General features: G+C 45.3%; 20 protein-coding genes. 6 read left to right on the top strand and 14 right to left on the bottom strand.

Annotated features, from left to right (window positions below; all coding sequences use genetic code 11):
• Nucleotides 1–2: 2 nt before the first annotated feature.
• From Q4488_RS14175 to Q4488_RS14190, 4 genes are all read right to left on the bottom strand, one after another.
• The gene (locus Q4488_RS14175; protein ID WP_303581137.1) at nucleotides 3–614 is read right to left on the bottom strand and encodes an NAD-dependent dehydratase; all 612 of its coding nucleotides are present in this window, start codon (nucleotides 612–614) and stop codon (nucleotides 3–5) included.
• Nucleotides 615–669: 55 nt separating this feature from the next.
• Nucleotides 670–1539 carry an NAD(P)-dependent oxidoreductase gene (locus tag Q4488_RS14180; protein WP_303581138.1) on the bottom strand — a complete coding sequence of 290 codons (870 nt, stop codon included), beginning with the start codon at nucleotides 1537–1539 and terminating at the stop codon, nucleotides 670–672.
• Between the two features lie 80 nt (nucleotides 1540–1619).
• Nucleotides 1620–2609: a PDR/VanB family oxidoreductase gene (locus tag Q4488_RS14185; protein ID WP_303581139.1), complete on the bottom strand. Its 990-nt coding sequence runs from the start codon at nucleotides 2607–2609 to the stop codon at nucleotides 1620–1622.
• Between the two features lie 138 nt (nucleotides 2610–2747).
• Nucleotides 2748–3941: an aromatic ring-hydroxylating dioxygenase subunit alpha gene (locus Q4488_RS14190; protein WP_303581140.1), complete on the bottom strand. Its 1194-nt coding sequence runs from the start codon at nucleotides 3939–3941 to the stop codon at nucleotides 2748–2750.
• 249 nt (nucleotides 3942–4190) lie between these two features.
• Between Q4488_RS14190 and gloA the strand changes: the two genes are divergently transcribed.
• Complete coding sequence (gloA, locus tag Q4488_RS14195; RefSeq protein WP_303581141.1) at nucleotides 4191–4601, top strand: lactoylglutathione lyase; 411 nt, start codon at nucleotides 4191–4193, stop codon at nucleotides 4599–4601.
• 46 nt (nucleotides 4602–4647) lie between these two features.
• Here the strand turns inward: gloA and Q4488_RS14200 are convergent, their stop codons facing one another.
• The 5 genes from Q4488_RS14200 to Q4488_RS14220 all read right to left on the bottom strand — a co-directional run bounded on the left by Q4488_RS14200 (nucleotide 4648) and on the right by Q4488_RS14220 (nucleotide 9479).
• The gene (locus Q4488_RS14200; protein ID WP_303581142.1) at nucleotides 4648–5145 is read right to left on the bottom strand and encodes a universal stress protein; all 498 of its coding nucleotides are present in this window, start codon (nucleotides 5143–5145) and stop codon (nucleotides 4648–4650) included.
• A 12-nt stretch (nucleotides 5146–5157) separates the two neighbouring features.
• Complete coding sequence (locus Q4488_RS14205; RefSeq protein ID WP_303581143.1) at nucleotides 5158–6462, bottom strand: TRAP transporter large permease; 1305 nt, start codon at nucleotides 6460–6462, stop codon at nucleotides 5158–5160.
• 38 nt (nucleotides 6463–6500) lie between these two features.
• Nucleotides 6501–7082 carry a TRAP transporter small permease subunit gene (locus tag Q4488_RS14210; RefSeq protein WP_303581144.1) on the bottom strand — a complete coding sequence of 194 codons (582 nt, stop codon included), beginning with the start codon at nucleotides 7080–7082 and terminating at the stop codon, nucleotides 6501–6503.
• Nucleotides 7083–7178: 96 nt separating this feature from the next.
• On the bottom strand, nucleotides 7179–8195 hold the full coding sequence (locus Q4488_RS14215) for a TRAP transporter substrate-binding protein (protein ID WP_303581145.1): 1017 nt from the start codon (nucleotides 8193–8195) through the stop codon (nucleotides 7179–7181).
• 393 nt (nucleotides 8196–8588) lie between these two features.
• Nucleotides 8589–9479 (bottom strand): LysR substrate-binding domain-containing protein, encoded by an 891-nt coding sequence (locus tag Q4488_RS14220; RefSeq protein ID WP_303581146.1) that lies wholly within the window; start codon nucleotides 9477–9479, stop codon nucleotides 8589–8591.
• Nucleotides 9480–10609: 1130 nt separating this feature from the next.
• Between Q4488_RS14220 and Q4488_RS14225 the strand changes: the two genes are divergently transcribed.
• Complete coding sequence (locus tag Q4488_RS14225; RefSeq protein ID WP_303581147.1) at nucleotides 10610–12154, top strand: aldehyde dehydrogenase family protein; 1545 nt, start codon at nucleotides 10610–10612, stop codon at nucleotides 12152–12154.
• A 790-nt stretch (nucleotides 12155–12944) separates the two neighbouring features.
• Here the strand turns inward: Q4488_RS14225 and Q4488_RS14230 are convergent.
• Nucleotides 12945–13427: an Lrp/AsnC family transcriptional regulator gene (locus tag Q4488_RS14230; RefSeq protein WP_303581148.1), complete on the bottom strand. Its 483-nt coding sequence runs from the start codon at nucleotides 13425–13427 to the stop codon at nucleotides 12945–12947.
• Nucleotides 13428–13564: 137 nt separating this feature from the next.
• Here Q4488_RS14230 and Q4488_RS14235 point away from each other — a divergent pair, with 137 nt between their 5' ends.
• Together Q4488_RS14235 and Q4488_RS14240 are read left to right on the top strand one after the other, a co-directional pair.
• Entirely contained in the window at nucleotides 13565–14515 is a 951-nt protein-coding gene (locus Q4488_RS14235) for a DMT family transporter (RefSeq protein ID WP_303581149.1), read from the top strand.
• Between the two features lie 102 nt (nucleotides 14516–14617).
• Nucleotides 14618–14950: a PBPRA1643 family SWIM/SEC-C metal-binding motif protein gene (locus tag Q4488_RS14240; protein WP_303581150.1), complete on the top strand. Its 333-nt coding sequence runs from the start codon at nucleotides 14618–14620 to the stop codon at nucleotides 14948–14950.
• Between the two features lie 137 nt (nucleotides 14951–15087).
• Here the strand turns inward: Q4488_RS14240 and Q4488_RS14245 are convergent, their stop codons facing one another.
• The 4 genes from Q4488_RS14245 to Q4488_RS14260 form a co-directional block, all read right to left on the bottom strand.
• On the bottom strand, nucleotides 15088–18147 hold the full coding sequence (locus tag Q4488_RS14245; RefSeq protein WP_303581151.1) for an SMC family ATPase: 3060 nt from the start codon (nucleotides 18145–18147) through the stop codon (nucleotides 15088–15090).
• A complete protein-coding gene (locus Q4488_RS14250) occupies nucleotides 18144–19292 on the bottom strand; it encodes an exonuclease SbcCD subunit D (RefSeq protein ID WP_303581152.1) in 1149 nt (382 codons plus the stop codon). Before Q4488_RS14250 ends, Q4488_RS14245 begins: the two co-directional genes overlap by 4 nt.
• Nucleotides 19293–19331: 39 nt before the next feature.
• Nucleotides 19332–19988 (bottom strand): HEPN domain-containing protein, encoded by a 657-nt coding sequence (locus tag Q4488_RS14255; protein WP_303581153.1) that lies wholly within the window; start codon nucleotides 19986–19988, stop codon nucleotides 19332–19334.
• An 87-nt stretch (nucleotides 19989–20075) separates the two neighbouring features.
• Nucleotides 20076–20975, bottom strand: a complete 900-nt coding sequence (locus tag Q4488_RS14260; RefSeq protein WP_303581154.1) for a LysR family transcriptional regulator — start codon at nucleotides 20973–20975, stop codon at nucleotides 20076–20078.
• 218 nt (nucleotides 20976–21193) lie between these two features.
• Between Q4488_RS14260 and Q4488_RS14265 the strand changes: the two genes are divergently transcribed.
• Nucleotides 21194–22291 (top strand): efflux RND transporter periplasmic adaptor subunit, encoded by a 1098-nt coding sequence (locus tag Q4488_RS14265; RefSeq protein ID WP_303581155.1) that lies wholly within the window; start codon nucleotides 21194–21196, stop codon nucleotides 22289–22291.
• 2 nt (nucleotides 22292–22293) lie between these two features.
• A complete protein-coding gene (locus Q4488_RS14270; protein ID WP_303581156.1) occupies nucleotides 22294–25368 on the top strand; it encodes an efflux RND transporter permease subunit in 3075 nt (1024 codons plus the stop codon).
• Nucleotides 25369–25428 lie beyond the last annotated feature (60 nt).

Consider the following 25428-nt stretch of genomic DNA (forward strand, 5'->3'; position numbering starts at 1 on the left):
GGTCATTCAGCGCGAACCCAACTTTCACTGTTCGCTAAAGCAGCAGATTGAGCGATACGATTCAGAAAATCTCGCTCTACCGTTGTACCCGGAAGCGGAGTGCCATTCACTTCAACTTGCGCAGCGCCAGCAGGCTGGAAAATAGCGAACATCTCATGCTCACCCGTCTGAGTTTCTTCCGGCGGTAAAGCCACCGCAAAAGGTTCCGCCAGATCTTTCCAGATCATGCTCAAGGTTGTGCCAGTACCCTCAGAGTGAGCAATACAGGCCTGCTGCTTCGGATAATCAGTTTCAGTCTTGAAACTTGCATCCGCAATATATTCCAGGTTATCCAGGGCCACTGCGGCACGAAATAAACCAAAGCGGCGGACAAAATTTTCCACCAAGTATTGCGCCAATTCGAGATTATCAGTGAGACACTGACGCACAGCACTTGCATCTTCTTTCTGATAAGGATTTTCCAACACCAGAATGACTTCACCGCGGCCGTAATCAGACGCAGCTATTCGAAAGTACAACGACAAAGAAGACCAATCGCCATCAGCATCGGTTTTCAGGTAAATAAATGGGTTATCGCCGGTCCAGTCGACCTTACCAGTACGGATTGAATTCATAGCATAGATCCTTTTGTTAGTTGTCTTTATTGCTTTTAACTTGAAGATAGATCTCTCAGGCACGCGCTTTTGCTTTAGCCCGCAGTTGTTCAAAATCTGAGGTTGGTTGCCAGCCAAGTATTTCTTTGGCAGCGGAGCTGGAGAAAACCGACGCTCGCGGATTTTCCTGATAACGCCGTGGAATAGTGATCTCTGGCAAAACACCTATCACATCCGCATACCATTCCAATGTTGGTTTGGGGTGTGAGGTATCATCTGCACTGAGGAAGAACGTTCCGAAACGCAACCCTTCTGCTTTCAGGGCACAATCAAAAGCGGTCGCTACATCTTCAGCGGTGACGTAATAGAACAACCAGTGCCGATCAGGTGCATCGACAAATTCAATATACTGTTCAAGGGTTTCATCAAGCACAACCGCCAACGGACGCAAACAGATCACATCCATATCAGTACCATCGACGAAACTCTTCGCCATCTGTTCCATAACGATTTTAGAAACGCTATAAGCCTGTACAGGCTTATTCTCATGCGTCTCATCGATAGGTAAACGGGTCGGTTTCCAATCTGAGCGCATCTCACTCAAACCACAGGCCGAGACACTAGAACAGAGCACTACTTTCTGGACATTTACCTCTGAAGCCGCTTGCAATACATGCCACGTACCTCGCACATTGACATCAATATATTTCTCAGGGGCACAATTCCAGTCATAATCTAGAGCCGCTAAATGCACTACCGCATCGGCACCTTCAAAGGCTTTACGTAATGCAGGTAGATCCATCACATCGGCTTCAATATATTCGACACCACTTTCGCCTGCGACTAAATCAGCAATAACAACTTCATAACTTTTAAGTAACTGACGGACAACATAGCCCCCCACACGACCAGCACCGCCGGTCACAACAACACGTTTAATTGACATAAAATGACCTAATATATTTCTAGTTATACAGTGAGATCCGACCTCTTTTTCCTACCCCTTATTGACTCAAGGAGATAGCATCAAAGATCTAGAATCAATTCAGGAGATAAGGCACGAGAAACGCACAACATCATGTAATCATTTTCCGCACGTTCTTCTTCAGAAAGAACGGCATCACGATGATCAGGAATCCCTGATATCACGCGGGTTTCACAGGAGCCACAGATACCATCGCCACAAGAAATAGGAATTTTAATACCCGCTTCACGCAATACAGCTAGAGCAGATTGACCTTCAGGAATATGAATACGCTGCCCTGTACTATTGATAATCACATCAAAAGCCCCACCAGAGCTATCAACAGGCTCCGCGGCAAAACGCTCAATATCTAAATCCCAAGTAGGATTAACCTGAGCCTTATATTGCAACTCTAATGCATCTAAAAGTGGCTTAGGACCACAAGAGTAAACAGAGGTTTCAGCATCACAGGTGGCTAACAGGCTAGGTAAATCAATATACCCATCCTCTTTATCACCATTAAGCGTTATACGAGATTGATCATACAGCGCCAGCTTATCAATATATGACATTCGACTACGTTCACGAGAAAGGTAAACCAAACGCCAATCTACGCCGTCCTTATCCGCCTGCTGTAACATCGGCAACATCGGAGTAATACCAATACCTCCAGCAATAAAAAGACATTTTTTACGAGGAGTAAAAGGAAAATGATTACGTGGCTCAGAAACCTTAAGCGTGTCGCCCTGCTGCAATTGATTATGAATGAACCGTGAACCTCCACGCCCTCCCTCTTCGCGCAAAATAGCGATCTTCCACTGGCTGCGATCAAGATAATCACTACATAAGGAATAATGACGCAACAAAACATTATCATCGTTCACACTACCACTTGCATCAGTATAGAGCTCTAATACTAATTCAATGTGTGCACCGGGTTGCCAAATCGGCAAAAGTTCGCCATCAGCAGACACCAACGTTAATTCAACAACATCTTCTGCTAACTGCTGTTTGGCAGCTATCTTAACCAAAAAATGATTATTTATAGCCATAAGATCACCCTATAACGCTCCGCTTTGTAAACAAACCTGCGGCTCGAAACCTATCTAAAAGATGGGGAGATCTAGTTACTTAACATCACTAGAACACCCACCCTAATTATAATTATCTAAACAACATTAGACGTATTTTTACTCAGTATCTGCACGTTGTTCTTCTGCTCTATACTTATCAATCAGCCAATTTTGTAAGCGCTGAATAACCAACTCATGAGACGTTAAACGACCACGAGGCGCATATTTAGACTGCATACCCTTTTGCGAGCCTTTCCAAGCGAATAGATCTTCTTCCATAACCTGCCACAAGTCGTCGTGCTCTTGTTGGTAGTTTTTCTCATAGGTATCCAAAGCCAGAGTTGATTCTGGATACATCCAAGAAACACCGTACCAAGACTCCTTAGCACCTTTAGGTAACCACATGAAATACTTAACTTTATCGGGCATTGCGACAATCAAAAGATTAGGAGCAACCGTCACATAACTCAACTGCTCACGTTCCTGATCTGTCAAACCCTCGATCGGCGGCTGAAGAATAGAACCCGTATGTGTAGGCGCAGCGTCTATATGCTGACTAATTAAGTTATATGACATCAAGCCTCTTTCAACATCATTAAACTTAGTCATCTCATCGACATTACTCTGAGGTAAAGGATACATCTCACCCCACGAGCCACCATGTAAAAATGAACAGTGGTAACATTCGTCGTTAAAAATCTTCCAATTCCAATCAAATGCTTCCATTTTTAGCGGTTCAGAAGCACGTAATTCAGACATTTTATAATTACTTAACTGCTCACCAAGATTCCCTAAACGGTCACTCAATGGAGGTAAATTTTCATCGAAAGTAATGAAGATAAAGCCTTGCCAAATTTCAGTACGAATTTTAGGAAGACAAACATCTTTAATATTAAAATCTTCTACTTTTTCATCGGTTAACCCAGGTGCAGACGTTAATTCACCACTCGTGTTGTAAACCCAAGCATGTAATGGACAAGTTAAACGACGAGTATTACCTCGACCTTCGACAATGACCATTCCACGATGCTGACATACATTTGAAACAACATTTACTGAACCACTACGATCACGAATAACAATCAAAGGATCTTCACCCACTTCAATCGTATAGTAGTCACCCGTTTTAGGAATATCATTCGCACGGCCAACACAAAACCATTCGTGGGCCCACACAGCATTCAATTCAAACTGATAAAAATCTTCGCTTGTAAAACACTCTGGCGGCATAGAATAAACAGGCCCACCATCACTATAACTGGCATCAAAACTTTCAATAGGAATAGGGCTTTTTATTATTTTCGCAGTCATAATGTAAAACTTCCTTCAATTAATTAATAGATTAATTTAATCAAAATAATCATAAAAATATAATAAAATCTATATTTACAACAAAATTACAAGATCAAATCTTTAAATTAAAACGATGATATAAATATACACATCTATCACACCACATTGAAGTAAGTATAATTCAACGTTACCTGAGCATAACTAGGGGTAAACACATTCATTTACCTTGTAGAATTAGCTAAATAAAAATCATCATAGAGGAAAACCATGTCTAAAAAAGTGAATTTCAAACTTGACCATACAATGATACGAGTCGCAGACTTAGAAAAGTCGTTAGATTTCTATGTTCGTATAATGGGGATGATTGTATTACGAAAAAATGAATACCCCGATGGACGTTTCACTAATGTTTTTATTGGCTACGGCCCTGAGAACAAAACAACAACAATAGAGTTAACATATAACTGGGACACAAAAAAACCTTATGACAAAGGCGAAGCCTATGGCCATATTGCATTCAATGTTGCAGATGTATCAGCAGCGATGAAATACCTAGAAACAGAAGGAGTGATAATAAAAAGTCCCGCAAAACCAATGAATCACGGCACCCGAATGCTGGGATTTGTATTCGATCCGGACGGCTACATTATTGAGCTAAACGAACCGTTGAATAACTAAAAAAAGCCGGTCAAAACCGGCTTTTTTCTTATCTAATCTATCCCCATTAAGAGTTATAATCCTTCCCAGTAGGTACAACTAACACTGGCACTTTAGCTCTTTTAATCACCTGCTGCGTCGTATGACTCTGACTATAAATGCCCAATTTATTTTCTGTCCCCATCACAATCATATCAACCTCTTCATGCTTTGCGGCTGCTAAAATCGCTTCATAGTGAATGCCTTCAACCACTTTCGGCGTCACATTGACTGGCGTTGTAATGCCCAAGCTAAGCAACTCCTCATCAAAGAACAGCTGAACTCGTTTTTCCATCTGCTCAAGTATATTAACCACACCTTCATTATGAGCTTTTTCCACCAAATCATCAGGTAAATACTTACGAATCAATGCTTCACCCATCTCGCCTATAGGGCTGACAACATGCAACATAATTAATTCGGCCTGGTTTGTTTGAGCCAATTGAATAGCATGCCGATAAACGGAACGTGTATAAGGACCCAACGAAGTCGTATATAAAATTTTATTAATATCTGGCAAACTCATGAGACTGTCTCCTTACATCATATTTGGCAGGAAGAGTACAACCTGCGGAAAAAAGCTGACTATCACGACAGCGACACACATGAGAATAAAAAAAGGAAAGGCAGCCTTGACCACTTTACCAATGGATTGGCCTGTTAAGCCTTGTAAAATGAACAAATTAAAACCAACCGGCGGTGTCATCTGGGCTAACTCAACCATGAGTACGAGAAACACGCCATACCAGATAGGGTCAAAGCCAGCCTGTAGAATCAGCGGCAATGTAATAGGCAAACTCATCACAATAATAGATATACCATCCAAAAAGAAGCCTAATAAAATATAGAAAAGCGCTAAAATCCCTAACAGAGCGTAAGGGGACAACGCCATACTTTCTATAATTTTCACCAGCTCTACCGGAATATGTAAAAACCCAATTGCCGCGGACAAGAATGCAGCAGAGATTAAAATAGAACAAACCATACAGGATGTTTTGACTGCCCCCATTGCGGCCTCAATAACAATATCCCACGTAAAACTACCCATAAAAATGACTAGAACAAAAGTAGCAGCAACACCGACTGCTGCGGCTTCAGATGGTGTAGCGATACCACTATAAATACCACCCAACACTAAAAAAATGAGGGTCACTATCGGAAATAAATCTTTCAAGCCGCTAAGCAGCTTGCTCAACGTTAGTTTTTCTTCTGAGTGAGGCGCCAATTCAGGCTTAAGAATGCAACGAACAATAATATAAGACGAATATAAAAAAGCGACTAACAGGCCAGGCATAATGCCCGCTGCAAATAGTTTAGCGATAGATACTTCCGCCAATACGCCATAGATAATCATCACAATTGAAGGTGGTATCAATAACCCTAGACTACCTGCACCTGCTAATGAACCTACCGCTAAAGAATTATTATAGCCACGTTCAGCCAATGCCGTTGTTGTGATTTTACCAACGGTTGCAGTTGTTGCCGATGTAGAACCGCTTACCGCGGCAAATAACGTACACCCCAACACGTTAGTATGTAGCAATCGTCCTGGCATCCATTGAACTAACGGCGATAATCCGCGAAAAAGCCGATCAGATATATCAGTCCGAAATATGATCTCACCCATCCATATAAATAAGGGAATCGCGGATAACTCCCAAGCACTCGAACTTCGCCAAATAACCGATTGCGCAATATGCCCAACTCGATCTAATGAGAAATCACCAATTAAGGTTAAACTTGTAATAGCCACCAAAAATAAGCCAACAAATACCCAGACCCCAAGACCTAAAAACAAAATAATCAGAGCAAGTAAAATGCTCATCGTCAATAAAGCGTCCATATCAGACTCTCTTAGAATTATAATAATCGCGTTAACTATCAGTCTTGCTCGCTAAGCAATGGCTGACCCGAAACAATCCGTAAAAAATAAGCTAACATCTGAATAATAAAAATGCTGAGACCAAACAAAACAAATGCTTCCGGAATCCACAGAGGCACCTCTGCTAAAGTTTCACTGGTCGAACCTCTCTCATAATTTCGTATAACACTTTTCCAAAAATACATAAAAATGAACGAAGTCAACGAAAAGGCAGTACTAACACACAAAAACTCTATAATTTGACGGCCAAGCTTACTACGTACCCGAGTTAAGAGAATATTCACCCGTATCAACGTATTGGTTTCAAAAGTATACCCCAATGCCATAAACGTCATTGCCGCAACACCATAACCAACAAATTCATCAAGAATGAACGTTGAACTATCAAAGAAAGCCCTCAGTAGAATTTCCAAAATTACGTGTAATGTCATGCCTGCCATCAACAACATGGCCAATACAGCACCCGCTTTAGACAACCATGATGCAAAGCAAATAAAAGAATTCACCGCGACTTTTAAAATATTTGAATTACTATCCATTACTAAGTCTCTATAAATATTAATTATTACTTTATCCATCATCAATTTTAGGCATACACCTTAAATCATTGATGTTTCAACAGAATAATTCTGATTAAAAAAGACCGAGAAAAACCCGGCCTACATAGAGAAACAAACTTAGTTCGAAGCTACGTTCTTCGCTATTGCTGCACGATACTCTGCCAGTAACTTTTCACCTCTTGGCCCCATTTTTTCAAGCCATTCTTGAATAATCGGTTGAGCCGAAGATTTCAACTCAGAACGAAAGCTAGTCGGTACATCTTCCACGACGATCAATCCTTTACCTCGTGCCTCAGCATAGGTTTCCTCAACAATACCCTTCAAACCTGTCCACAAGTGCGCTTCAGTTTCAGCCGCCGCATCAGTCACTGCTTGCTGTAATTCAGGTGATAAGTCATTCCAGGTATCCAAATTAATCGTCACCAAATTTATCGTGCTATCGTAATTCAGTGCCGTAAAGTGCGACACATAATCATTAAAACTACCACTTAAACCGGCTTCGATGGAGGTAAGTACGCCATCAATACCACCGGTACTCAACTGCGGTACAATATCAGCCCAACTCAACTGAATCGGTGCAGAACCTGCATTACGAAACACTTTCGTGCCATTAACATCATAAGTCCGCATTTTAAGATTATTAACGACATCATTATTGATTAAAGCTTCTTTGCCCCATAAGCCACTGGAAAGCCAAGGTGAAGAATATAATAGTTTTTGATTATATTTAGTTAAGACTCGTTGATACTCCGGTTTGGCCACATTATATAATGTTTTGGCTTCCTCAATATTGGAACTTAAGAAAGGCAACGATGACAATAAAAAAATAGGATCGATACCGCCCAATGGGGGAATAAACGTATTCGCCAAGACCACAGCACCATCACCAACGGCATCTAATTGATCTTTCGATTTAAAACCTAAAGCCCCACCAAAATGATGAGCAATTTCAATCTCACCATTTGATTTATCTTTTAAAACAGCGGCAAAATATTTATCACCTTCCCCTTGAACTGATGTAGCAGGATATTCATCAGGCATATCCCAAACTACTGGCGCAGCATTAACAGGGAATGTTAAGGCAGCGGTAAAAACGGCTGACAAGCCTAATTGTGTAATTATTTTTTTAATCATATCTATTTCCTACTAAGGTAGAATTACTTCTCACAGTAATTCATGATTCTTGTTAATAATCAGAACCGGTGTTTCATAACAACGCTTAACGCCGCTAAACCACCTTAAAACTTCCGACCAATACTTAGACACAAATCAATAATGTCATAATTTCTTCTAGTTACCATGAAACGATTCTCAGCACTCTATGAGATTAATTCACAGTAGTTAAAAACATGCGCAACCAGAGTGCGAATAAATAAAGATGGCACAAAAAAGGTGCGCAAATATCTATTTACATAAAGTAAAAAATGAATAAAAATAGACAAATAAAGGCGCTAAGCCGCGTGATACGGACCTTTAGAGAAGTATTACGATTATTAAGCGGTGCATGGTTGAATAAAAGTAACTGTATTATGAAGAGAAGTTGTTTTCAGCTTCCGAAAAAATCCAATCTATAAACGTTTCCATATTGGGAGTCAACTGTATATTTTCTGGATATATCAAGTAATAACCATACGTATCCAAACAGGTCTCAAATAATTGTACCAACACCCCCTCATCCAACTCTTTTCTCAGCAAGGTAGGACAACCCAACATGATACCTTGACCATTCAGTATTGATTGAATTCGAACATTCGTATCATCAATAATTAGATTCGCTTTACAGTTGACACTACCCACACCTGATTTTTCCAACCAAGCATCCCACGCCGAACGATCCTCATCATGTATCAAGGTATGGTCACTTAATTCAGCGGGACTTTTTGGGCGCCCATGCTGTTCAATCAAACAAGCTCCACAGACAGGTGTAAGATCTCCAGGTATTAAAAGCTTAGCCTCCATCCCTGGCCAATCTCCTTTACCCCAGACAATCGCAATATCGATATGGTCCCTCATAAAATCAGGCATTTTTATATTATGAATCAGATCGATCTCTATCTGTGAATGCTTCCCCCAAAAACTATTTAAGCGTGGGGCTAACCAAGCACTCGACAAAAAAGGCCGTAACGCAATACGAAGTGACTCGCGCCCCCTGTTCTGAAGAGTATCCTGTAAAGCCCTAGCGATCTGATCAAATGGACCTTCAAGAGAAGCATGCAGATGCGCGCCATCGATAGTCAGAGTTAGTGTTCGGTTTTGGCGAATAAACAACTTAAAACCAAGATATTCTTCCAACACCTTAACCTGATGACTCACCGCTGAGGGTGAAACCAGTAGGTCTTCAGCCGCTTTTGTAAAATTAAGGTAATGTCCTGCGATGACAAAGGTTTTTAACGCATTTAACAAAGGTAGATGAAGCATTACTAACGGCCTCGGCATAACGTAAGTATCAAATGAACAAAGTATATAGATTAGGGAAGGTGCGAATAAGTCAATTACGCCTCTGGCTTACAGAGAAGCTGGAGATCAAGGCAACCGTTACAGGCATACTGGTTGTACGTCGAAAAATGTTAACGCTGAGATCCTGCTTCTCTGAAAGCCCCGAAGGGCGGACATTAGAATGGTCATCTACTTTGTCAGCCAGCTTGAAAAGGTCCAGACATTTCGCTGCACTGGCTTTCGCGGATCTGGCTATTCTAATGTCCGCAGAGAACATGACGGACTTATCCGCACCTTCCTTAGTTAGATCACAACGGGCCTAGTATCAAATACCTTTTATAATTAGCCGTAATGACCGAATAAGAATGATAATAACTCTGTATCACCATGCTACCACAGTTCTCAACGAACCAGTGTTCAAATTAACGTTCAAGATACCCGCATAGCACCACGTGGGTAAAGCCATTTTAGGTGGTAAGCATCCTTAGCGTATCCTGCCTCCTCAAGGGCACTACTCACCGAGATAAGCAAAGAATTAAGCCGGAAAATCATTAACATACCCTTTTTTGGTCATCAGTGACGCTGAGCCCAGCGCTTTCTAAGCTGTATGACAGTGAACGTTTAATTGACGATTCAATCGCCAACGACTATTGCGCTCTGAGTCCGGTTCAGAGCCTAGATGACTGACGATAGTGCTGAAAACCACGCGTACTAATATGAGAAATCATATGAAACAGTCATCAGACAAATCAAATAAATCAATTATAGTTGTAAAAAATCAGTAGCAAAAAGGCACCACCTGAACAATCTCGGCCTTAAGTCCCCCTTTCTCGTACGCTTTTTCCTCTTACGCTTTTGAAAGACATCGACTTTCATCTTAAAGCTCTTTCAGCTGAGCCATCAAAGCGCATCTTTGAGTAACGTGATTTTTCGGGGGGATTATCCATCCACTTGCGCTCAGCGAACTTCACTCAAATAACCTATAGCCAAGCAACGACGGTATAGCCTTTAACGATACCCCCTCCAGAAATTATGTATTTTTTCCTTGTTTCATCTATCGCTAGCATGAAATGCAAATAGTTAAATCATTGTTTCTTACAAGGGCTTAAACCATGAGCATGACTTTTCTTGAAAACCTAGGCATTAATCAGCTCAAGTCGGAGAACGTCTATTACAGTGTAATCGGCAGCGATCTCCGTCAGACCGGCGAAGGCAGTGAATTTGCTGTTACCTCTCCTATCAATGGTATGGAAGTCGCTCGTTTTAAAAACGCGACACCGGCTCAGTTAGAGCAGGTAATCATCACGGCTGAAGAAGCCTTTAAAGCGTTCTGTACGATTCCAGCACCTCTGCGGGGTGAGCTGGTTCGGCGTATCGGTAATCTGGCGCGTGAACACAAAGAAGATCTGGCTAAAGTTATTACCCTAGAATCCGGCAAGATCATGGCGGAAGCGCTGGGTGAAGTTCAGGAATGGATCGATGTCTGTGACTTTGCTGTCGGTCTGTCACGTCAATTGCACGGTAAAACCATTGTCAGTGAACGTCCTGGACATCGCATGATGGAACAGTGGCAGCCTCTGGGGCCAGTGGCTGTTATTACTGCATTTAACTTCCCCATGGCGGTTTGGGCATGGAATACCATGATTGGACTGGTTTGTGGCGATACGATGGTCTTGAAGCCATCGGAGAAAGCCCCATTGTGCGCCCTCGCATGTCAGGCGATATTGGAAAAAGCGTTGCAGAGCATGCCTAACATTCCTCGTGGAATCTTCAGTGTTATCATCGGCGATCGTGATATCGGTCAACTCATCGCGACTGACAAGCGCTTCCCGTTGGTATCCGCGACCGGCTCTACCCGCATGGGTCGTAGCGTCGGTGAAGCCGTTGGCGCTCGGCTTGGCCGCTCGCTACTTGAGTTAGGTGGCAATAACGCCATGATCGTAACGGCAACAGCCGATCTGGATCTGGCATTACGTGCGATCGTCTTCTCCGCTGCCGGCACTGCCGGTCAACGTTGTACCACTCTGCGGCGCTTAATTACCCATACTTCAGTTAAAGCCGATCTAATACAACGTCTTAAGAAGTCTTATGCCTCCCTTACCATCGGCGATCCTACTGTCGACGGTAATCTCGTCGGGCCTTTGATCGATCAGTGTAGTTTCGCTGCGATGCAAAACGCCTTAACGGCAGCGCAAGAGCAAGGCGGTGAAGTGCTGTTCGGTGGCGAGCGTGTGACTGTTGGGGTACCCGACGGCGGTTACTATGTGCGTCCCGCTATTGTTAGCATTCGTCATGATGCTCCGGTGGTGCATCAAGAAACTTTCGCCCCCATTCTGTATGTACTGACCTACACCACCATGACACAAGCGATCGACATTCAAAATGAAGTACCACAGGGCCTATCTTCCGCTATCTTTACTGAAAGCATGCGCGAAGCCGAACTATTCGTATCTGCTGCGGGTTCCGACTGTGGTATCGCTAACGTTAATATCGGTACTTCCGGTGCTGAAATCGGTGGTGCCTTCGGGGGTGAAAAAGAGACCGGCGGTGGCCGTGAATCAGGTTCAGATGCATGGAAAGCTTACATGCGTCGTACCACCAATACGATTAACTACGGCGGTGAATTGCCGTTGGCTCAGGGTATCGTGTTCGAATAATAACTTGATACGTTTACAAGCCCCCTTGTGGCAGGCTTGTAAGCTTTAGCTCATCACCTCGCTTGCTTGAAAACGCTCAATAAAGCGGCTGACGGATAGCCGGTGCGCTCACCAGAACCTGCTTTAACACAGTAAGCCCGTTTTCAAGAGATTTACGTGTTTCGGGTGTCGTGAGTGCCACTCGAATAGCCGTAGCTTCTTTAACGCGACTGTGAGCAAAATGATAAGAATCGATACAGTTAATATTTTCTGCTTTCAGCGCTGTAATAAAATCTGTAACACACCATCGTGCGGATAGAGATAACCAGATAAAGGGCTTAGGGCTTAGGGCTTAGGGCTTAGGGCTTAGGAATCAGATCATCAACAATGTAGTCGTCAAGCATCGTGTGATGCGATAAAAAGTATTGATGGGATTGATATTGAAACTATCTGATTGGGTATGAGCTCACGCTGTGCTAATCGTTGTACTAATAACAGCCGTCTGTAGCGCCCTGTCGACACAAACTAGAATCAATTTCCCGTTGCTGCTGTTCAACCGGTAGAATCCTGCGTCCACGGCGCAATGCCGTCAGTCGATAACATCACGGGCGTCATCAAGTCTAAGTGTTTCTATAAAGGTACTCCCGATGTCATCGGGTATACGGTAAAAGTCCTACTGCAGGCGTGCGATAACCACAACGCAATATCCCCTAGGTATGGCTCACCTAATTAATAAGTGAGCAATTGATAGTGACTGCTCAATCACTGACTTCTCTTGTCACACGCGATGCAGTTTATCCATCTATGAGGGTTAGAGTACCTCAATCCCCTCTTTCGATAATGGCAATGCGGTTTTATAACTGACTTGTTTAAGGGCAAAACTCGAACGGATATTAGCCACTCCGGGGATCTTGGTTAGCTTGGTCAAGATCAGCTTTTCCAACGCTAGAATATCGGGCACTAACACACGCATCAGATAATCTTCATCGCCTGTCATCAAGTAACACTCCATCACTTCGGCGCAATTAGCTACTGCTGTCTCAAAGACGTGAAGCGCATCTTCATCTTGTTTTTCAAGACTCACATGAATAAACACATTGACTCGTAAGCCAAGCTTAGCAGCAGAGACTAACGAAACCTTGCCATTGAGTACGCCTAACTCCTCCATTTTTTTAACACGATTAAAACACGGTGTTGCTGAAAGGTTCACCCTTTCGGCCAATTCTGCGTTGGTGATATCAGCATTGTTTTGCAGTTGATTAAGAATGGCAATGTCTTTCCTATCCAGACGCATAAGATAAATATTCCTAAAAAAAAGATTTATGAAGATAATTTATACTGCAATCAGCGCTTTTAACACCTTTAAAAGAAACTTTCTTTAGAACATGAGGCGTATCATCTTCTTAGTCATTAACGAGGTGGATAGGCATCATGGAACACTTAAATACACTTAACAGACATTTGAAAATTGACTCACTGCCTCAATTATCTGCCACGACAAAAGCGATGTTAGTGTTATTTGTTGCGATTATTATTTGGGGCGGTAACTGGCCCGTCATGAAAGCCGGTCTCGATCATATCACGCCTTTGTGGTTCTCCATGATACGCTTTGCGTTAGGGGCTGCCACGCTCTTTGCCTTTCAAATTAGCACCAAAAAGCTTTATATTCCTCGCCGCAGCGATCTGCCATTAATTTTGAGTATCGGCTTAGTGCAGATGATGATTTTCACGGCCTTAGGCGCCATGGCAATGACCCAAGTTGCCGCAGGACGGTCCGCCGTTTTAGCCTATACAACCCCACTCTGGGTGTTACCTCTATCGATTATTTTGTTTCATGAGACCCCCTCCAAACAACAGATCATTGCCACATTGCTTGGCTTATCCGGCGTGATTGCCTTATTTAACCCGTTTAGCTTTGATTGGCATAATTCATCGCTCTTATTTGCCAATGGCATGCTCTTGTTAGCCGCATTTTGCTGGAGTATCTGCATTTTACATCTGCGCCACACACGCTCGAAAGCAACAGCCTTTCAGTTAGCGCCCTGGCAAATGCTGATAGCGACCCTTCCCTTAATTGTTCTCGCTTATGCGTTTGAAGGCCCTTTTACGGGGAATGGGAGTCTCGCTTTCTGGCAGATCTGCCTTTACCTTGGCCCACTAGCAACGGCATTTTGTTTTTGTGCCGTTAATGACGCGAGTCGCGTATTGGCCGGCGCAACGATGTCGACAGCGATTCTCGGCGTGCCCGTCATCGGTTTATTATTTTCCACTTGGTTTCTCAATGAACCTCTTACACTCTCTCTCATCAGCGGAACAGCGTTAATTAGCGGAGGAATTTTCTTTCTTATTATGAGCGCGAATAGACGAGACACTCAATCTTAAACAGACAACCACGTAATCAATTTCCTGTTGATACTGATTAACTGGTAGAATCCTGCTCCCACGGCGCACTGCCGTCAGTCGATAACATTACAGGAGTCACCCATGTCTAAGTGTTTCTATAAAGGTACTCCCGATATCATGGGTAACTACGGTAAGAGTGGTTACAACACCAAAGCGAAAGTGAAGCTCGGCAGTGAAATGAGCCCATTATTGGTGAATGTCGCCACTGAACAGCGGCAGCAAGAAGTAGCCGCCCTAGCCGCCGAGCATGATCTGATTGTCGATATTAGCGTTGATGTCAGCCGAGAGGAAAATATCTCTGCACTCACGGCGCTGCTGACAACACCGAAAACTGTGCAGAGTGAAAAAACACCGGAAAGAAACGCGCCCTGTTCTTGCGGTAGCGGTAAGAAATTTAAAAAGTGTTGTGGCTAAACATCCTTCGTTAGCCACAGCAACGAAGCTTAACGTCGTCCTGTGTTTCAGGCTAGGCTACTCAGACCTAGCCAGCCTTTTCCTGATTTAAGCCACACGATTAAGCCTCTAAATTAGCCCCTAAATTAGCCCCTAAATTAAGTGACGATGCGCACGCTACTCCCCTCCCGCGAACCGACCACATCGATACGTAGCGCCATCTGTTCTTTCAACTCAGAGACATGGGAGATAATGCCAATCGCCCGTCCCGTTGACTGTAAATCGATCAAGGCATTAATGGCCAACTGCAACGACTCTTGATCCAAACTGCCAAAGCCTTCATCAATAAATAGCGTATCCAATTGAATGCCGCCCGAACGTTGCTGCACCACCTCCGATAATGCGAGGGCAAGGGATAACGATGCCATGAATGACTCGCCGCCCGACAAAGTAGCGACCGGACGCACTTTACCGGTAAAGGCATCATCAATGGCTAAATCGAGCCCTGCTGTGACATTGCGCTTTTGCGATTGCTCATTCTGTCGCACCAAACGATACTGTCCTTTACTCATCAGATGTAATCGCTGACTGGCTACTCCCAGTACCGTATCCAATAATGTGCCCAACACAAACCGTTCAAGACTCACCCGCACATTACCCTGCCCAGATGCGGCTTTAGCCAATGCACCCACCACCTCATATTTTTCACGGATATTTTTTTGCCGGGTTTTAATCTCCGCTATTTTGGCTTCGATGCCTTGCAGTCGAGCCAGCTCGGTTGTGATACCCAGCCAATAATCATCCGCTCGCTTAAATGCCGTTTTCGCCTGCTCAACCACGACAGTAATATTCTCAAGATCCGGTTGGGCTTTCCCCTCTAGCCCCGCGTCCAGCATCTTGATCTGCGTCGCTAGCTGTTTAACTAAATCCTCATAATCGGCGACCGTTTGACGCAGCGCTTTAAGCTGCTCTCGCTCCAACAGTGCGGCTTCAAACTCAGCCTGAGAGGCAAACCCCGCTTTCAGTGCTTGCTCCCAAGCTATTGTTGCCGATTGCGTCTGTAGTGTCAGTTGAGATAACTGTGTATTAGCCTCTTCTAACCTAGCCCCCATTGCCGACAGTGCCTGTTGGCTCTTAGTATCGCTTGCCTGCGCTAATTGGTAGTCGCTATCGAGTGACTTAATGTGTCCTTGCAATTGCGCCAATGCGCTATTTAACGCCGCCAATGTTCGGTATTCATCTGGCAATTTATTTTCTAAGCTCTCTAACGCTTGTTTTGCAACGGCTGACTCAGCCAATGCTTGGCTCAGTGTCGTCGCCTGCTGCGAAATGGCATCATTCAACACGCTTAAATTCTGTTCATCGCGAATCAAGGTTTGCCTTAACACAAGTAACGCTTGCTCATCCTTCTCTGCCTGTTGCCATTGCGTTTCTAGCGCCGCTAACTGCTGCTTAAAGTGATCTAACTCGAGCGAGGCATCTTCACCTAATTGACCGATCAGCAGCTGAATCTGCTGTTCACATGTCTGTTGTAAACGCAGTGCATCCTGATAATGCTTATCACTATGGTGATAAGCCTGCAATCGTTCTGTTTGCTCCGCGCGGGCAATATCCACATCGTCCTTCGTTGAGACAGCCTCATTCGTTGTCAATGTAGCGGGAGCCGGATGTTCGACGCTACCGCATACCGGGCAAGGGAGATCTTGTTCGAGCTTTGCCGCCAGAATAGCCGCCTGATTGCTAAACCAACGCATTTCAAGCTGATCGGCATGTTGTTCTGCCGCCTGAAACGCTGCTTTAGCAACATCGCGCTGACGCTCAGCCTCAGCTGTTTTAGTCTCTAAACGCTGTCGCAGAGTTTGCTGTTCACCTAACGTTTTTCGTTGTTCAAAAAGACTCTTAGCCGCATGGATCGACTGAACGATATTCGCTTTATCCTGTAGCCCTTGCTGACGCTGCTCTATTGCGTCTTTATGCCCCCGCACCTGCTCAATTAACGCTTGATAATCAGTCTTCTTTTGCGCGACTTCGCGCATAATAAGTTGTTCATTTTTTGTCACTTGAAGCAGCCGTACTTTCGCCTGCTCAAAATCACTTAAATCGGTTTGATAGCCTTTAAGCCGCTGTTCTTCAGTGATTAACGTATCCCGAGTTTTATAACGTGTGGTTACCTCAGCTAAGGCCGCTGCACTCTGTTCCGCCTGTTGCTTAGCGGTGACCAACTGCGTGTTAAGTTGCGCAATATTGTCGCGTTGTTCAACGAGTTTCGCCTGGCCGATTTGTACATCTCGCCACAGATGCGCAATTGCGTGGGCCGACTCCCCTTTGACGATGGTTTGTCTTAGCGCATTAATGTTATCCACAGCCGCTTGTTTCGCGTCAAGTTGCGCTTTTAAGCTTTGTCGCTGCTCAAACTGCGCCATCACCGCTTTGGCATCTCTCGCTTTTTGTAGCTCACCTTGTAGCCGCTCATCACACTGCTGTTTCTGTTCTGCCGCCAAAGCCAGCTGCGCTTCCTCCGCCTGTCGCTTTTCCACCAGCGCTTCCAGACTGTCGACATGGACATCAGCTAAAGCTTCTTCAATTCTCAGTTCAAACGCTCTATTTTCCTTCTCGATATTGCCAGCCTTATCTTTCAATAGGCTTTCTATCTGTTTATACAAACCGGTTTCGAATAACGTTGATAAAATCGCCTGACGATCGTCTGATTTTGCCAGCAATAACTCTCTGAATTTCCCTTGCGGCAACACCATCACCTGACGAAATTGTTCAGCCGATAACCCGACTATCTCACGCACACGCTCATCGGCATCTTTTTTCTTTTTCGCCACCAAGGTTTTTTCAGTGCCATCCGCTAAGACTTCTAGCAGGTGTGCCGAGGCCTTCTCTTCGGTTTCCCCATGACCCCGTTTGGCGGGGCGCATCTGCGTCGGCACGCGGCTAATACGATAGGTTTTGTCTTTAATGCTAAAGGTCAGCGTCACATAGGTTAAATCATCGGCAGCGGCAAAATCGCATCTTAGGCCCTGCTCTTTGCGTTCAGTGTCCGTCGTTTCGCCGTAGAGAGCATAGCAAATACCATGCAAAATAGAGGACTTTCCGGCCCCTGTTGGGCCATCAATCAAAAACAGAGGGTTATCTCCGAGATCATCAAAGCGGATGATTTGCTGACCCGCAAACGGTCCAAATGCCTGAAGTTCGAGTGTGTTCAGTTTCATTCTGTGCCCACCAATACCTGTTTAGCTTCAGCAATAGTCGTGGTTAATAACTCAGTCTGCGCGGCCGACAAATCATCCCCCATCACCTGCTCAAAGAAATCCTCAAACACCTCCAGTTCGGTTTTTTGATTGCCTGCGGTGGTCACCAAACGATTGCCACTCGACACCGCAAAACTCAATCGTTCTAACTGCAAGACATTAAGGTATACCGCGCGCAACTGCCCCATCGGATCTAATATGTCTTTGCTATCGGTTAACTTGATCAATAGATAATCGTCCGCCCGTGGATCGGTGCGTGCCGCACTAATAATATCCTCCAACAAACCTTCTAACACTCTGAGCTCTCTTTTAGGTGTGAGCGGTAAATGTTCGAATGAGGTCTCACCGGTAGGGGCAATATCCACCAGCGTCACCCCTTTAGATTGCTTATACTCGGAAAACGAATATTTCATCAACGAACCGGAATAACGAATATGTTCATGGCCTTTATACTGCGGCCCATGCAGGTGCCCCAAGGCGACATAGTTGAAGTCGCTTAGCGGTTCATAACTGACACGATCAGCGCCGCCTATGGATAGCGGGCGTTCTGAATCGGATTCTTGTGCGCCATCGATAAAACAATGACTGATTAACACCGAGGCAATGCCTTCGGCGAGTTGCGGCTTAATTTTATCAACGAGGTAGGTATGTGCCTCATCATAGCTGCGCACATCACAGTCAAACGCCTCGCGCACTTCAACCGGATCATGATAGGGAATGCCATAAAAACGCACGGTTTGATCCCCCGAGGTAATCTCGATCGGAGTATCAATAGCGTCAATATCACTCAAGATATAGACACCGGCTCCCTGCATATATTGTGCGCCAAACCGCAACCGTTTAGCGCTATCATGATTACCGGAGATCATAATCACAGGAATCTTCAGTGTGGCGGTAAAATCGGCTAAAAAACGATTTAAGGCATCTACGGCATCGGCAGGCGGCACCGACCGATCAAAAATATCACCCGCCACCACTAGCGCATCCACATGATGCGTCAACGCGAAGTGCTTAAGCTGCTGTAACACATAGAGCTGATCATCCAACAGCGAGATATTTTGAAATAACCGACCTATATGCCAGTCTGAGGTATGTATAAATTTCATTAATTCATTCCATGAGTCAACGCGTTGACGTCATCTCATTCAATCATCTGCTAAAAAAGGGTAAAAGGCATCGCCCCAGAGCTGTTCTGGGTGATCCATCATTAAATCGATAACAACAGGAATCACCTTCGACAACAATGCGATACAGTCATTTAACTGAGCACGATTGGCCTGACTATTCCAGGTAGCACCGCCATGAATAATTTGATTGCGTAAGGTATAGATACGTCTAAAAACGACCGATAGCACGGCGACCGTATCACGCCGTCCGAGTGCCGTTGAGGCTTTACGCTTAGAGGTTTGAAAACGCGTTTGCCACTCAGTTTCGGGGATTTTCCCATTCTGATAGTCCCAAAAAGGCTGAAAAATATACGGATTATTCAGTAATACACGAATCGAACTGGAAAATTCCGCCCAGACCGAATGATATAGCCGATCGTCACTATCGAGATCCACCAGCTTTTTAAAAAAGGCTTCAAACATTCCTTTCTCTGTGGTTCGATATTGCTCTTCGATATCCGTGGCATACGCCGCATTAAATGATATCCACAGAAAAATAAACTGCCCATCTGCATCATCATGACTATGCTCGGCTCGATCGAGCCAACTCAACGCGCGATGCGTTCGTAACGACAAATTGAGATGAAATCCCTTTCGCAACGCGCGATGCTTCTGTTTCAGTTGCCTATGCGTCATATAACCCCCTGTCTGATAAATCCATCTACCCTGACGCTCACTGCACGTCGCCAGCAGCAGCCTCTCGGTAGCCTAGGCAACACACCGTCATGACGCTGTATCAGGCGAAGTCTCTTGCGCAAACGTCTGCCATATCATGCTCGCGACCGGCCCTAAACTATCTTCCAAATTACGAATCAAGCGTACTTCCCCTGTGACACTATATTCAACATCTTTTGGCGTTAAACGCATTAACTCACCACGCTCAAGCTCGTCTTTGACTAAGTGTTCAGGCACATACCCCCAGCCTAAGCCAGCCAACAACAACTGTTTCACGGTGAAGCTATCCTCGGCTTTCCAACGACGCACGCCTTTATCCAACATTAAGCTATCCGAATCAAAGCTAAAAGGACTGGTCTCAAGTGTTAAGTGAACCTGTGATTTTAACTGCTCAGAATGGATCACGGGGCCATCGGGAAACAGTTCGGGGGCAGCCACCATGAGCACACGAAAATGCCCAATCGGTAGGGTATCGAAATCACCGGCCGCATAAAATGTCGGCCACCACGGGCTAACCACGAGATCGGCCTGCCCATGTTGCAACATATCCAGCGCCCCGAAGCGCGATTTTTCCGAAATTTTAAACTCGGTTGATGGATATTGCTGCTGACACTGTTTCAATACCTGCAATATGTGTGAGTAGGGACAGGCTTGATCAAAGGCAAATCGAATCAATGGCTCATTTCCAGCCCCTAAATGTTGGCCTAGCGAGCTTAGCTGCTGGCTATTCAGTAGCAGCTCTTGCGCCTTGCGGTAAAAAGAACGGCCCTCTTCCGTTAAGCTCAGACGATAGCTATTGCGGTTAAGGATTTTAAAACCGTATTCCTGTTCCAGCTTTTTAATCGCCATCGATAATGCTGGCTGAGTTTTATGTAAGCTGTCAGCGGCCAACTTGAGCGAGCCACATTCAACAATACGGCTGAGCGTTTGTAATTGATCGAGAGTCATATAAATTTTACTTAACAACTTAGCAATATTTAATGAATATTATTTAACCAGAATCTAACATATATTTCACCGTGCAATAGCTGAAATACCCTCCTCAGCATCCACTATCACGGGGCTGTGATGCAATCATTAGACAGATCCCAGAAAATTTCATCTCAATCCGCGCGCGATAAGCCCTTATTAGGTTTATTCACCGGCAACATTTTTAGAGGTTTACCATGCAGGTTTTATTTCGGCTGACCCCGATTTCTATTCTGGCATTCCTAATGGTTCTGACAGGTTGCAGTGACAATCATGACGCCGTTACGACAGCGGATATCATCAGGCCGGCAAAAATATTTCAAGTCGCTAATCCAACGTTAACCGATATCCGTAGTTTTCCGGCGGAGGTGGAAGCGAATGGCGATTCCAAATTAGCTTTTCGTGTCAATGGACAAGTGGCTGAAGTGCTCGTCAGACCCGGCCATAAAGTACAACAAGGTCAATTGTTGGCACGGCTCGATCAACAAGATTACAAACTATCCCTTGATGATCGACAAGCCCGCTATCAACTCGCTAATTCTCAATTTGAACGGGCTAAAACCATGCTTGAACGTAAACTCATCTCGCAATCGAGTTACGATGAAGCCAGTGCTGAACTAAAAGTGGCCTTAACCTCCTATAATGTGGCCAAAACAAACTTAGAATACACCTACCTGCGAGCGCCCTTCAGTGGCACGATTGCTAAGGTAGAGATCGATCAGCATGAAAACATTCAGGCGAATCAAACGGTCTTGTTGCTACAAACCAGCGATCATATTGATATCACTATTCAGTTGCCTGAAAATATTATCTCGCGAGTTAAAGCCGATACCGACTATCAACCCACCGTAGTGTTTGACACCCATCCCGATCAATCCTTTCTCGTCGAGGTAAAGGAATGGGATACTCAAGCCGATCCATCGACCCTGACCTACAAAGTCGTTTTCTCCATGCCGACACCCACCTCGTTTAATGTGCTGCCGGGGATGGCTGCGAGTATCAAAATCGATGTTTCAAAAGTGACTGATCTGAATAACACCCGCTTAATGTTACCGGTTGGCGCGGTGTTCGTTGCCGAAGGTGCGTCACTATCGGATCGCAGCCGCTTTATCTGGAAATATGATCCTCAGACGCAACAAGTTCATCAAGCTAAGGTGACTGTCGGTGAAATCACGCAACAAGGTATTGTGATTGAAAGCGGCATAGTGCCCGGCGATCAAGTGATCGCGGTCGGTGCAAGCTTCCTCAGCGAAGGTCAGAAAGTGCGACCTTGGACTCGTGAAGCGGGGCTCTAACGATGAAGTTAACTGAATATTCGATTAAACGGCCAGTCACCAGTTGGATGTTTACCCTGATACTCTTGATTGGGGGCATCATCGCCTACAACGGCTTAGGTCGCTTAGAAGATCCATCTTTTACGATTAAACAAGCGATGATCACCACCGCCTACCCAGGTGCCTCGCCGAAACAGGTTGAAGAAGAGGTCACTTACCCGCTGGAGAATGCCATCCAGCAACTGGCCTATGTGGATTACGTCACATCGATCTCATCGAACGGCTTATCGCAGATTATCATTGAGATGAAAAGCACCTATCGCAAAGATGATCTACAACAAATATGGGACGCACTACGACGTAAGGTACATGACCTTGAAGCACAATTGCCCCCTGGCGTCGCAACCCCCACCGTGATTGATGAGTTTGGTGATGTCTATGGGGTTTTACTCGCCGTCAACGGTGAGGGTTATTCCTATGAAGAGTTAAACAACTATGTAGATTATCTGCGACGCGAGCTCGTGTTGATTAAAGGCGTGGGCAAAGTGACCGTTGCCGGTAAGCAGCAAGAAGAGGTCATGGTTGAGATAGCCCGAAATAAACTCTCGGCACTGGGTATATCCGCCAGCCGTATCTATCAACTCTTGCAAACCCAAAATCAAGTTTCCAACGCCGGTAGCGTCAACGTCGATAGTGAGTATATCCGCCTACACCCGACCGGCGAATTCGATAGTATCAAAGCGCTCGAAGGGCTACTCATTTCCAATCCTGGCACCTCTCAACTGGTCTATCTCGGCGACGTGGCCAGCATCACCCGTGGCTATGCGGAGGTCCCCAGTAATATTATAAATTACAACAACCAGCAAGCATTACTGTTAGGCATCTCATTCAGTAGTGGCGTTAACGTCGTAGAGATTGGTGAAGTTGTACAGCAGCGCATGGCTGAACTTGAATATATGCGCCCTGTCGGCATGGAGATCAGTAGCGTCTACAATCAGCCCGCAGAAGTCGATAACTCGATGCAGTCATTCATGCTGAGTCTCGTGGAAGCGGTGGTTATCGTCATTGCCGTGCTGCTTATTTTTATGGGACTAAAAAGCGGCGTATTGATCGGCCTAATCCTGCTATTAACCGTGCTTGGCAGTTTTATCTTTATGAAACTGTTTGATATCGAACTGCAGCGTATTTCACTCGGCGCGTTGATTATCGCACTCGGTATGCTGGTCGATAACGCCATCGTCATTACCGAGGGTATTCTGATCGGCCTTAAAAAAGGTCAGACGAAGCTTCAAGCCGCGCTGGATATCACTCGACAGACGAATTTACCCTTGCTCGGTGCAACCGTCATTGCTATCACCGCATTCGCGCCTATCGGCTTATCATCGGACGCCACTGGTGAGTTTGCCGGTAGCCTCTTTTGGGTTCTGTTTATCTCGTTATTGCTTAGTTGGGTCACCGCGATTACTCTGACGCCGTTTTTCGCCGACCTGATGTTTAAAGAGCGTCATCCGGCTGATCGTGCCGACGGGAGTGATGCCGAACTCTATCAAGGCTTCATTTTTACCACCTACAAAGGCCTACTACACCTATGTATGCGGTTTCGCCTGCTCACCATGGTGTTGATGGCCGCGTTATTTGTCAGTGCGATTATCGGTTTCGGGCAGGTGAAGCAATCCTTCTTCCCGCCATCCAACACACCGATGTTTTATCTCGATTACTGGCGCTACCAAGGGTCTGATATTCGCGCCACTCAAGCGGATATTGAATCCATCCAACGCTACCTAATGCAACAGCAGCGAGTCACGCAAGTCACCAGCACCACGGGCCGAGGCGCGCCACGGTTTATGCTCACCTATGCCCCTGAAAAATCTTATGCCGCTTTTGGTCAGTTGATTATTCGAGTACAGAATCGAGACGCCTTACCCGACGTTATGGCCGACCTAAGACGTTATATGCTCGATAACTACCCTCAGGCGCAATACAAAGTTAAACAGATGGAGATAGGGCCCTCCACGGATGCCAAAATAGAAGCCCGTTTCAGTGGCCCCGATCCCGATGAGTTGCGGCTGTTAGCCAGTCAAGCCATGACCATCATGCGATCAGATCCGGGCGCGCACAATATTCGTCATGATTGGCGTCAACGCACGAAAGTTATCCGCCCTCAATTTAATGAAGCGATGGCACGCCGCGTTGGCATCAGTAAACAGGATATTGATCAGCTATTATTGTCGACGTTCTCGGGCCAGCAGGTAGGCCTTTACCGAGACGGCACCCAACTATTGCCGATTATCGCCAGAGCACCACAGGATGAACGCCTAACCATTGATAGCTTACCGGAGCTACAGGTGTATAGTCAGGCAACCAATGCTTATGTGCCGATCACTCAAGTGATCAACGGTTTTAAGACCGACTGGGAAGATTCGCTGATTATGCGTCGCGATCGTAAACGCACGATTACCGTGATGGCGGATCATGATGTCTTGGGTGATGAAACCGCTGCCACGCTGTTCAGTCGCGTTAAGCCCCGCATCGAAGCGATCCATTTACCGCCGGGCTATCAATTAGAATGGGGAGGCGAATATGAATCATCCCGTGACGCACAAGCGGCCCTGTTCGGCGGCTTACCTCTAGGTTACTTGTGTATGTTTATCATTACCGTATTGCTGTTTAACTCGGTGCGGGCGCCGCTAGTCATATGGGCAACCGTACCGCTAGCAGTTATCGGCGTGTCCTTCGGCTTACTGGTAATGAGTGCACCCTTTAGCTTTATGGCGCTGCTAGGCCTGCTGAGCCTCTCGGGTATGCTGATTAAAAACGGTATTGTATTGGTGGATCAAATCAACCTTGAGTTATCCGAGGGTAAGGACCCCTACCTAGCGGTGTTCCACTCAGCCATCAGTCGTGTACGGCCGGTTGCCATGGCCGCTATCACCACGATTCTGGGGATGATTCCGCTGCTCTTCGATGTTTTCTTTCAATCGATGGCGGTCACCATCATGTTCGGCTTGGGCTTTGCGACGATACTGACACTCATTGTCGTCCCCGTGCTTTACACCCTCGTCTATCGCATACCGCCGCCCACGAAGCAAAAGGCATAACCCCTGTAACTGATGACGCTAAGGCGAGACGCACACGTCATCAGTTACGCTTTCAAGCGC

Source organism: Amphritea sp. 1_MG-2023 (genome assembly GCF_030547545.1).
Classification (GTDB): domain Bacteria; phylum Pseudomonadota; class Gammaproteobacteria; order Pseudomonadales; family Balneatricaceae; genus Amphritea.